Below are 10,150 nucleotides of genomic sequence, written 5' to 3' on the forward strand. Positions count from 1 at the left end.
CCGGGGCATCGGCCTCGCCATCGCGCGGGCGCTGGCCGACGAGGGGGCCCGCGTCGTCTGCGGGGCCCGGACCGTCACCGCCGAAGCGCTCGGCAGCGGCGCCCTCGCCTTCGAGGTCGACCTGTCGACCCCGGAGGGCCCCGGGCTCCTCGTCGACCACGCCCTCGAACAGCTCGGCGGCATCGACGTGCTGGTCGACAACGTGGGCGGCGGCCTCATCCCGGACCGGCCGTTCCCGGCGATCGACGACCGGTACTGGTACGACGCCCTCAAGCTCACGTTCCTCAGCACGGTGCGGACCACCCGGGCGGCGCTGCCGAGCCTCCTGGAGCGCCGCGGCAGCGTCATCCACATCGGGTCCGTCGCCGCCCGCACCCCCGACCCCGGGCACCTGCCCTACAGCGCCGCCAAGAGCGCGGCCCTCAACTTCACCCACGCGCTGGCGAAGCTGTACGCCGGGCACGGGCTGCGCGTCAACACGATCGCGCCGGGCGTCGTCAACACCGGCCTGTGGACGTCGCCGGGCGGCGCCGGGGACCGGCTCGCGCGCGACCTCGGCATCCCGCTGGCCGAGGTGATCGACAAGGTCCCGAAGCTCGCCGGGATCCCCACCGGGCGGGTCACGGAGCAGGGCGAGATCGCCGCGCTCGCGCTGCTGCTCGCCTCGGACCTGGTGCCCAACGTGACCGGCGCGGAGTTCGTGGTGGACGGCGGGATGACGTCCGCCCGCAGCTAGCCATCCAAAGACGGACAAGGAGAGATCGGCATGACCAAGAAGGTGTTCAGCATCGACGACCTGAAGCGCATCCTCCTCGACGGAGCCGGTGAGCCCGAGGGCCCCGGTGTGGAGGCGGCGACCGTCGACCTCGGCTTCCAGGAGCTGGGCTACGACTCGCTGGCGGTCCTGGAGACCTGCACCCGCATCGAGCGCGAGTTCGGCGTCTCCCTGGACGAGGAGGTCCTCGGCGACGCCGGTACCCCGCGCGCGCTGGTCGACATCGTCAACAACCATCTGTCCGTCGCCCATCTGGCCTGAGCGGGAGAGGAGCACACCATGTCCGACAGGGACGCACGCACGGCCCTCGTCACCGGCGCGACCAGCGGCATCGGCCTCGCGGTGACCCGGAGCCTGGCCCGCGAGGGCTACCGCGTCTACTTCTGCGCCCGCACCGAGGACTCGGTGGCCGCGACGGTCAAGACCCTGCGCGACGAGGGGTACGACGTGGACGGGCGGCCGTGCGACGTACGGTCCGGCGACGACGTACGGGCCTTCGTGGCCGCCGCCGTCGAGCGGTACGGCGCGGTCGACACGCTCGTGAACAACGCGGGGCGCAGCGGGGGCGGGGTGACCGCGGGAATCTCCGACGAGCTGTGGGCTGATGTCCTGGACACCAACCTGACCAGCGTGTTCCGGATGACCCGCGAGGCGCTGACCACCGGCGGGATGCGGGAGAGGCGGCGGGGCCGGGTGGTCAGCATCGCGTCCACCGCCGGCAAGCAGGGCGTCGTCCTGGGCGCCCCCTACTCCGCCTCCAAGCACGGCGTCGTCGGGTTCACGAAGGCGCTCGGCAACGAGCTGGCGCCGACCGGGATCACCGTCAACGCCGTGTGCCCGGGGTACGTCGAGACGCCGATGGCGCAGCGGGTGCGCCAGGGGTACGCCGAGGCGTGGGACACCTCCGAGGGCACGGTCCTGGAGAAGTTCCGGGCGAAGATCCCGCTGGGCCGCTACTCGACCCCCGAGGAGGTGGCCGGCCTGGTGACGTACCTGACCTCCGACACGGCCGCCTCGATCACGGCCCAGGCCATCAACGTCTGCGGTGGTCTCGGCAATTTCTGAAACACCCGCGCCGTTCAGAAATTCCGAACGGAAATCGTATACGGAAATCGCATACGGAAATCATGTACGCAAACACCGCACAGGAATGTCACTCAGAAGGGAGAGAACCGGATGAGCGCGTCGGCACCGCGTGAGGTCGAGCACGAGATCACGGTGAGGGCTCCGGCGGCCACGGTGTACGGGCTGGTCGAGTCCGTCACGAGCTGGCCTCAGGTCTTCCCGCCCACGATCCACGTGGAGCGGCTGGAGTACACGGACCGCGGCGAGCGGATACGGATCTGGGCGACGGCCCGGGGCGAGGTGAAGAGCTGGACCTCGCGCCGGGAGCTGGACCCGCGAGGCCTGCGGATCACGTTCCGCCAGGAGGTGTCCGCGCCTCCGGTCGCGTCGATGGGAGGTGCCTGGGTGATCGAACCGCTGGCCGACGACGCCTGCCGGGTCCGTCTGCTGCACGACTACCGCGCCCTCGACGACTCCCCGCAGGGCCTCGCCTGGATCGACGAAGCGGTCGACCGCAACAGCCGCTCGGAGCTGGCCGCCCTGCGCGACGCCGCCGAACGGGCGAGCGGCGCGGGCGAGTTGCTGCTGACCTTCGACGACACCGTGCACGTCGACGGCTCGGCGAAGGACGTGTACGACTTCCTGAACGCGGCCGACCGCTGGCGCGAGCGCCTGCCGCACGTCGACCGGGTGGAGCTGCGCGAGACCGAGCCCGGGCTTCAGCTGCTGACCATGGACACGCTGACGAGGGACGGCTCCCGGCACACGACGGAATCGGTGCGGGTGTGCTTCCCGACCTCGCGGATCGTCTACAAGCAGACCCGGGTGCCGGCGCTGATGACCGTGCACACGGGCCGGTGGAGCCTGGCCGAGGAGTCCGGCGGGCTGGCCGTGACCTCGCGCCACACGGTGGTGCTGAACCCGGGGACCGTCCGTCAGGTCCTGGGCGCGGGCGCGGGGATCGGGGACGCGCGGGAGTTCGTCCGCAACGCCCTGAGCGCGAACAGCCTCGCCACTCTCGGATTCGCGAAGGAATACGCCGAGAGCAAAGCCTGACCGAGGTGGCCCCGCGACACCGCCCGTGTCGCGGGGCGCCCGGAATCGGGCACCCCCTACCCGCCCCCTATCCAGCCCCGGATGCGCAATCACGCAATGACCGGGGATTCGTTCACCGTGACCACCGTAGGGGTTGGCCGCCCACCGGACCCCACTTAAGGTCGTCGTCACATCCTTTCCTCAGTTCGACCGATACGGCGGCTTTGTCAGATGCCGCCTGAAAAGGGCGTGGACCATGGTGGAAGTGAAGATACTCGGGTCACTCGAATTCGCCGTGGGAGGGAATTCAGTGGTGCCCTCGGCGCCGAAACTCCGGCAGATCATCGCCCTGCTCGCCATCCGCTCCAATGCCGTGGTGACGGTCTCCGACTTCACCGACGAGATGTGGGGCAGCACACCGCCGCGCAGCCTTTCCACGACGCTCCAGACCTACATCCTCCAGATCCGGAAGATCCTGAAGAAGGCGGAGCAGAAGGCCATCGAGCGCGATCAGCCGGTCAGTTCGATCGTCACCCACCCCGGTGGCTATGTGCTCCGGACACCGGAGACGACCACGAAGGACTTCGAGGACTTCGACGCGGCTGTCGCCAACGGGCACCGGAAGTTGCAGGCCGGCCGCTACGCCGAGGCCGTGACCTTACTCACCGAGGCCCTCGACCTGTGGCGTGGTTCCGCCCTGGTCGACGTCCACCGCGGTTCCCTGCTGGACAGCTACGCGGTGAAGCTGGAGGAGGCGCGGCTGTCCGCGCAGGTCCTGCGGGTGGACGCGTGTCTGGGCCAGGGCTGCGACCTCCAGCTCCTGCCCGACCTGAACTCGCTGGCGGCGCTGCACCCGCTCAACGAGAAGCTCCAGTACCAGCGGATGCTGGCGCTGTACCGGTCGGGTCAGGTCGCCGACTCTCTCCAGAGCTACCGGGGTTTCTACTCGGCTCTGATGGACCAGGTAGGTATCGAGCCCTCGACGCAGTTGCGGGAGCTCCAGGAGGCGATCCTCCTGTCCCTGCCCGCCCTGTCCGAGCCGTTCCCTTCGGAGGAGACCCGGAAGGTGGTCTCCGAGCAGATCCGGCGCAGCCCATGACGGTGTGACGTACCGATGTGCGAGGAGAACCCCCATGCCCTTACCGGAACCGGCCCCCGCGGCCCGCCGGATCACGCTCGACGCCTCGGGTGTCGCGTTGTCCGCGCTGCTGTGCGAGCCCGCCGGCACGCCGCCGCGCGCGGTCGTCGTGGCGTTGCACGGCGGCGGGATGAACGCCGGCTATTTCACGGCCCCGGCCGACCCGTCGCTGTCGCTGCTGACGGCGGCCCGTGCCCTGGGGTTCGGCGTCCTGGCCCTGGACCGTCCCGGCTACCGTGCCTCCGCCGCCCTGCTGCCGGAGGGGCTCGGCCCGCGCGCGCAGGCCCCGCTGGTCCGGGCGGCTCTGGCCGACTTCGCCGCCCGCCACCCGACGGGCGCGGGCCTCTTCCTGCTGGGGCACTCCTACGGCGGCAAGGTCGCGCTGGTCACCGCCGCCGAACAGCCGCCGCCCGGCCTGCTCGGCGTGGACGTCTCGGGCTGCGGGTACGCGTACGCGCTGGACCCCGCCGAGGTGGCGCGGGCGCTGGAGCGCGGCCGGTCCTCCCGGAGCTGGGGTCCGCTGCGGCTGTACCCGCCGGGCACGTTCACCGCGATGCGGGACCTGGCCGAGCCGATGCCCCGCGCGGAACGGGACGAGCTGGCGCACTGGCCCCAGCTGCTGCGGGCGGCGGCGCCGAAGGTGGGGGTGCCGGTGCGGTTCACGTTCGCCGAGCACGAGGCGCTGTGGCGGCACGACCCGGCCGCGCTGGCCGATCTGACGGCCCTGTTCGCGGCCGGTACGCCGGTCACCGTCGACCGGCAGGCCCACGCCGGGCACAACATCGGCCTGGGCCGCTCCGCCCGCGCCTACCATCTGCGGGCCCTGGCCTTCCTGGAGAACTGCCTCATCGGCCTGGACGCCCCCCGGATACGCACGGCCGCCCCGGGCGGGCGGCCGTGACCTCGGGCCGGGGCATGTTCCGCTCCCTGAAGGTCAGGAACTTCCGGCTCTTCGCGACCGGGCAGATCCTGTCGGTGACCGGCACCTGGATGATGGTCACCGCCCAGGACTGGCTGGTCCTGGGCCTGACCGACAACCCGGCGCTCGCCCTCGGACTGGTCACGGCCGCCCAGTTCGGCCCGATGCTGCTGCTCACCCTCTACGGCGGGACCCTCGCCGACCGCCACGACAAACGCCTGCTGCTGACGGTGTGCAACACCGCGTCGGCCGCCGGTGCGCTGGGTCTGACGCTGCTGGTGTCGCTCGGCGCGGTACGGCTGTGGCACGTCTTCGCGTTCGCGTTCTTCCTCGGCACCGTCAACTCCCTCGAAGTGCCCACGCGGATGTCGTTCGTCGGAGAACTGGTCGGCGGCGATCTGCTGCCCAACGCGTCCGCGCTCAGCGCCGCCTACTTCAACCTCGCCCGCGTCGCCGGCCCCGCGCTGGCCGGGCTGGCGATCTCCTTCGCCGGAGTCGGACCGGTCATGGCGTTCAACACCGCCAGCTACGCCGCCGTCCTCCTGTGTCTGCGCCTGATGCGCACCGCCGAGATGCGGGCCCCCGTGACACGGCAGCGCGGAGGGGTCCGCGACGGGCTGCGGCACATCCGGGAGCGCCCGGACCTGGCCGTGCCCCTTCTGCTGGTCCTCGTGGTGAGCGTGTTCGCCCTCAACTTCCAGCTCACCCTGCCCCTGCTGGCCAAGGACGTCTTCGACACGGACGCCCGCGCCTTCGGCCTCCTCACCGCCGCGTTCTCGGCCGGCTCCCTGTGCGCGGCGCTCGCCACCACCCGCAGAACCGGACGCCCCCCGGCCCGCACGGTCGTCGTGTCGGCGGCGGCCCTCGGGGGGCTGGAGGCGCTCGCGGGCTTCTCCCCCGGTTTCCTGGCCGCGACGGCCTTGCTGGCCGCGACCGGATGCGCGTCCGTCTACTTCGGGCAGGCCGCCAACCACCGCGTCCAACTCGGCGCCGACCCCGGCTACCGGGGCCGCGTCCTGGCCGTCTACACCCTCATCATGCAGGGGTCCACACCCGTGGGAGCGCTCTTCACCGGATGGCTGATCTCGGGACACGGAGTACGGATGAGCCTGTGGCTCGGCGGCACGGTCGCCCTGCTCGCGGCAGTGGCGGCGGCCCTCCTGGAGCGCGCCCGGACCAAGGGCGTCAGGAGATCGTCCCGTCCGGCAGAACCGGGAACGCCGTCAGGAGATCGTTGCGCTGCTTCAGACCGAGCTTCCGGTAGATCTTCGTGAGGTGCTGCTCGACCGTGCTGACCGTGACGCACAGGTGCTCGGCCATCTCCCGGTTGCTGTGGCCGATGCCGGCGAGCCAGGCCACCCGCCGCTCGGCGGAGCTGAGGACGTCGGTGCTGAGGGTCCCCTCGGGCTCCTCCCACAGGTCGTCGGCGAGTTCCGGCCCGCCGAAGCCCGCCGGCATCTGGTCGCCCGGCAGCAGCAGTTCGAACCCGCAGTACCTGGCCATGTTCCAGGCCCGGCGCACCAGCACGCGTCCCACCTTCGTGTTACCGAGGGCGTACTGGGTACGGCCGAGTTCGTACAGGCCCATCGCGAGGTCGACGCGGAACGGGGAATCCTCCAGGAGTCCGACCACGTCCCGCAGGAGGTCGGCCCTCAGCTCGGTCGGCCGGGCCAGCGCGAGGACCCGCAGCGCGGTCGCCCTCCCCCAGAGGGGAGCGGGCCCGGCGACCACGGCCTCCGCGCCGCGCACCGCTTCGTCCGTGCGGCCGAGCTGGAGGTGCGCCATCGCGGCCCACGCCTGCCAGGGGCAGACGGGCGAGGCGGGGACACCGAGGCGGCGTTCGATCTCACCGCACCTGAGGAAGTCGCCGAGCGCCGAGGAGGGGGTGCCGGTCGCCAGCCGGTACAGGCCGCGCGAGTGCAGGTAGAGGCGGCCGAACTCCGACTCGAAGAGGGTGTCGGGCACAGGCGTGCGCAGCGTCGCCTTGGCCTCCTCGCACCTGCCCTGCTGGACCTGGGCGAGGATCAGGACGCTGAGCGGGAGGCCGACGTGGATGCCCCAGTCGGCGGGGTCGGCGAGCGCGCCGCGCGCCTCCCGTTCGGCGTCGGCAGGGCGTCCGGCGTTCAGCGCGTTGACCGCCTGGAGGCAGTGCAGGATCAGCCGCCGGAAGGGGCTCATGGTGCCGCGGCCCTCGTCGGCGAGGCCGTCGCAGGGGATGTCCGGGAGGGTGAGGCAGACGCGGTGCAGGAGCCGGGTCGTGAAGCGGGCGACGTCCACGACCCAGTTCGCCTGGTCGGCGTCGAGGAAGTAGGAGCGGATCATCTCCTTGCTCGGGATGCCCGTCTGCGCGTCCTCGGCGGCGCTGTCGCAGGCGTCGCCCGACCACGGGTCGCGGTCCGCGGCGGCGCGCGGCTGCCGGCCGGGGGCAGAGAGTTCCGGCCGGCCGCAGATCCGGTCGAGTTCTTCGCGGTCGGGTTCGCCGAGGAGACCGAGGATCTCCTCGGCCGTGCCGCGGTGGCCGCTCCAGGCGAGCATCGCGGAGACCGCGGCGACGCTCTGGCCCGACAGCCGCCCCTGCCGGGCGTGGGCGACCAGGTCGGGCAGGTGGCTCAGGGCGGCGGAGACGTCCACCCGCCAGGTGGCGCAGGCGAGTTCCATGAGCACCTCGGCCTGCTCGCCCGTGCCGGACGCGAAGTCGTACGCGAGGTCCAGGCAGCGCACCGCCTCGGTCCAGCAGCTCTCGGCCTGGGCGTGCCGTGCGGCGTCCCGCAGCACCGACCGCTCCCACGGCTGTGCCGCGACCTCGGCGGCGACCAGGCAGCGGGCCACCTCGCGGGCGCAGACGCCCTGCCGGTGCAGCAGCCGCGCCGCCGAGCGGTGGAACTCCACTCGCTCCGTGAAATCGGGATCCTCCAGGATCGCCGCGCGGATCACCGGATGCCTGAACACGCCCCCGCACGTCAGCCCCATGGCCTCCAGCCACTGCAAGGCGCTCGCCGTCCCGACGACGCCGATCCCGCTCAGAGCGCTGATCAGGGCCGTCGATCCGCCGGTGTCCACGACGGCCAGAGCGCGCGCGACCCGTTCGAGCCCGTCCCGGTGCCCGGCTCCCGTCAACAGGCGTACGGCCATGGCCATGCGGTACTGGAACTGGGCGGACGCGGGCGACTCCGCGGGGTCGGCCAGGTGCGGGAGCGTCCTCCTGTCCCGTCCGACGGCCACCAGGAGGCGTGCGTTGCCCCCGGTGAGCGCCATGGCCTCCTTCATCAGGGCCGAGGAGAGCCGTATCCCGGTCAACTCCCGCAGGAACTGGGCGCTTTCGGTGAACGTGAAGGGCGCCAGGTTGATCGTTTGCAGCGAGGAGTGCTTCAGGACGGCGAACTGGAAGTCCCGGAACTGCCGGAGCGGGGAGGGGTGGCCGCCGGCCACGACGACGAGGACGGGCAGGGTGCGCACGCGGGCCAGCAGGGAGCGCAGCACCCACAGCGAGGCGGGGTCGGCGAGGTGCGGGTCGTCCAGGACGAGGACCACGCGGTGCGTGCCGGGGGCGGACCGCAGGAACCGCTCGATCAGGGGCCGCACCCGCGAGGCCAGGGTCTGGCAGGACGGGCAGGGCCGGGTCGCCTCGGGATCGCAGGAGTGCGCGGGCTCGGTGCCGGTGCCCCCCACGGCCTCGTCGTCGCCGAACAGCTGGTCGACCAGCCCGAGCGGCACGTCCAGGCCGGTCAGGGTCCCGGTAGCCTGGCGTACGACCGCTCCCTCGGCGCGTGCCTCCCGCGCGAACCGTTCGACGAGGTACGTCTTCCCGACTCCCGGCGGACCGTGGACGACGGCGACCGCGCCGCCCTCCTCGACCGCTGTCCGCATGGCCTCCCGCAGGGCGGACAACGCGGCTTCCCGACTGGGTATCGGCATCTCACGGGCTCCCTACGACTCACGGTCCTCCTACGACGACGGCGCACCCTGCCACGCGGCCCCCCGAGGCTGCCGACCGCTGCAAGATCGTTCCTCCCCAGGGCCTGAAGTCACCGAAACCTTGATTTCATTGCGTTCCCTGGAGGTCCCCGAGGCCCCGAGTTCCCTGAGGTCTTCGGGTCCCGGGGTGCCGTACGGCCGTACCCGGGCCGTCTGCGGGAGAGCCGGAGCGGCGGGGTGCGTACGGCGGGCGGGCAGAGGGCTGTGGTCAGACGGCTGTGGTCAGACGGCTGTGGTCAGGCGGCTGTGGGGCGGCACTCGACCACCCAGACGCCGGACGCGGTGGGCGAGGCGGAGGTGACGGCGAGTCCCGCCGTCCGGGCGAGCCCGCCGTACTCCGCCAGGGAACGCTCCTTGCCGCCGAAGAGCATCAGCATGAGCAGGTTGATCTGGGCGAGGAGGCGCTGGTCGTCGAGGACGCCGCCGTCCCGGGCACCGATCTCGCCTGTCTCGCCTGTCTCGTCGGCGGGCAGTCCTTCCAGGACGAGGACCCGACCCCCCGGCCCGACCGCCTCCGCGCACCGCCGCAGGATGCGGGTCGCCGCCTCGTCGTCCCAGTTGACCAGAACGTTGTGCAGGACGACCGTGTCGGCGCCCGTCGGCAGGGCGTCGAAGAAGCTGCCGCCCACCACGGAGATCCGGTCCGCCGCGCCGCTGTCCGCGAGTTCACGCACCGCTTCCTCTGCCGTACCGGGCAGCTCCAGCAGGGTCCCGCGCAGCGCGGGCACGCTCTCCAGGAGTGCGGCCAGCAGGGTGCCCCGGCCGCCGCCGACGTCCATCACCTGCCGGACGCCGCTCCAGTCGTAGCCCTCGACGAGCGAGGGCGCCAGCAGCCTCGTCTTGCTGCTCATCCACTCCTGGAAGGACTCCGACAGCGCCGGCTCGGCGGCGAAGTCCTCCCACATCGGGAGCCCGAAAAGGCGCTCGTAGACCGGTTCGCCGGTGCGCACCGAGTGCAGGATGCCCCGGGAGACCTCGTCGATCCGCGCCTGCGCGCTGCCGAGGTCCAGGGACGACACCAGCCCCGACGCGTGGCCCTCCCGGAGCGCCTCGGAGAGCGCGGTGCCGAGGAACCTGCCGTCGGGCGTCTCCGCGAGCACCCCGTGCCGGGACAGCAGCCTCAGCAGCCGGTGCAGCGCGTCCGCGTCGGCCCCCACCCGCTCCGCCGCCCGCGCCGCGGTGACGCTGCGGCTGCCCGACCTGCTGGCGGGCGAGGCCCTGTCCGCGGCGCGGGCGGCGGAGC

Annotated in this window: 9 protein-coding genes; 7 read left to right on the top strand and 2 right to left on the bottom strand. The window is 72.3% G+C overall.

The window, feature by feature from the left end:
- From AOK24_RS37335 to AOK24_RS37365, 7 genes are all read left to right on the top strand, one after another.
- Positions 1 to 736 (top strand): SDR family NAD(P)-dependent oxidoreductase (locus AOK24_RS37335; RefSeq protein ID WP_063799586.1); only part of this gene is annotated, 736 nt, incomplete at its 5' end.
- Between the two features lie 30 nt (positions 737 to 766).
- Entirely contained in the window at positions 767 to 1,036 is a 270-nt protein-coding gene (locus AOK24_RS37340) for an acyl carrier protein (protein WP_055724383.1), read from the top strand.
- 18 nt (positions 1,037 to 1,054) lie between these two features.
- Positions 1,055 to 1,840: an SDR family NAD(P)-dependent oxidoreductase gene (locus tag AOK24_RS37345; RefSeq protein ID WP_055724384.1), complete on the top strand. Its 786-nt coding sequence runs from the start codon at positions 1,055 to 1,057 to the stop codon at positions 1,838 to 1,840.
- A 111-nt stretch (positions 1,841 to 1,951) separates the two neighbouring features.
- Positions 1,952 to 2,896 (top strand): aromatase/cyclase, encoded by a 945-nt coding sequence (locus tag AOK24_RS37350; RefSeq protein WP_055724385.1) that lies wholly within the window; start codon positions 1,952 to 1,954, stop codon positions 2,894 to 2,896.
- Between the two features lie 292 nt (positions 2,897 to 3,188).
- Positions 3,189 to 3,974 carry an AfsR/SARP family transcriptional regulator gene (locus AOK24_RS37355; RefSeq protein ID WP_055724386.1) on the top strand — a complete coding sequence of 262 codons (786 nt, stop codon included), beginning with the start codon at positions 3,189 to 3,191 and terminating at the stop codon, positions 3,972 to 3,974.
- 34 nt (positions 3,975 to 4,008) lie between these two features.
- A complete protein-coding gene (locus tag AOK24_RS37360) occupies positions 4,009 to 4,914 on the top strand; it encodes an alpha/beta hydrolase (protein ID WP_055724387.1) in 906 nt (301 codons plus the stop codon).
- A gap of 14 nt (positions 4,915 to 4,928) precedes the next feature.
- Positions 4,929 to 6,206 (top strand): MFS transporter, encoded by a 1,278-nt coding sequence (locus AOK24_RS37365; protein WP_055724391.1) that lies wholly within the window; start codon positions 4,929 to 4,931, stop codon positions 6,204 to 6,206.
- Here AOK24_RS37365 and AOK24_RS37370 read toward each other — a convergent pair.
- Together AOK24_RS37370 and AOK24_RS37375 are read right to left on the bottom strand one after the other, a co-directional pair.
- Positions 6,118 to 8,847 (bottom strand): AAA family ATPase, encoded by a 2,730-nt coding sequence (locus AOK24_RS37370; RefSeq protein WP_079057188.1) that lies wholly within the window; start codon positions 8,845 to 8,847, stop codon positions 6,118 to 6,120. The two genes, AOK24_RS37365 and AOK24_RS37370, sit on opposite strands and share 89 nt — an antisense overlap.
- A gap of 296 nt (positions 8,848 to 9,143) precedes the next feature.
- On the bottom strand, positions 9,144 to 10,150 hold a 1,007-nt coding region (locus AOK24_RS37375; RefSeq protein WP_159052124.1), incomplete at its 5' end, for a methyltransferase.

The sequence above is a fragment of the Streptomyces niveiscabiei genome, from assembly GCF_001419795.1.
Taxonomy (GTDB): Bacteria; Actinomycetota; Actinomycetes; order Streptomycetales; family Streptomycetaceae; genus Streptomyces; species Streptomyces niveiscabiei.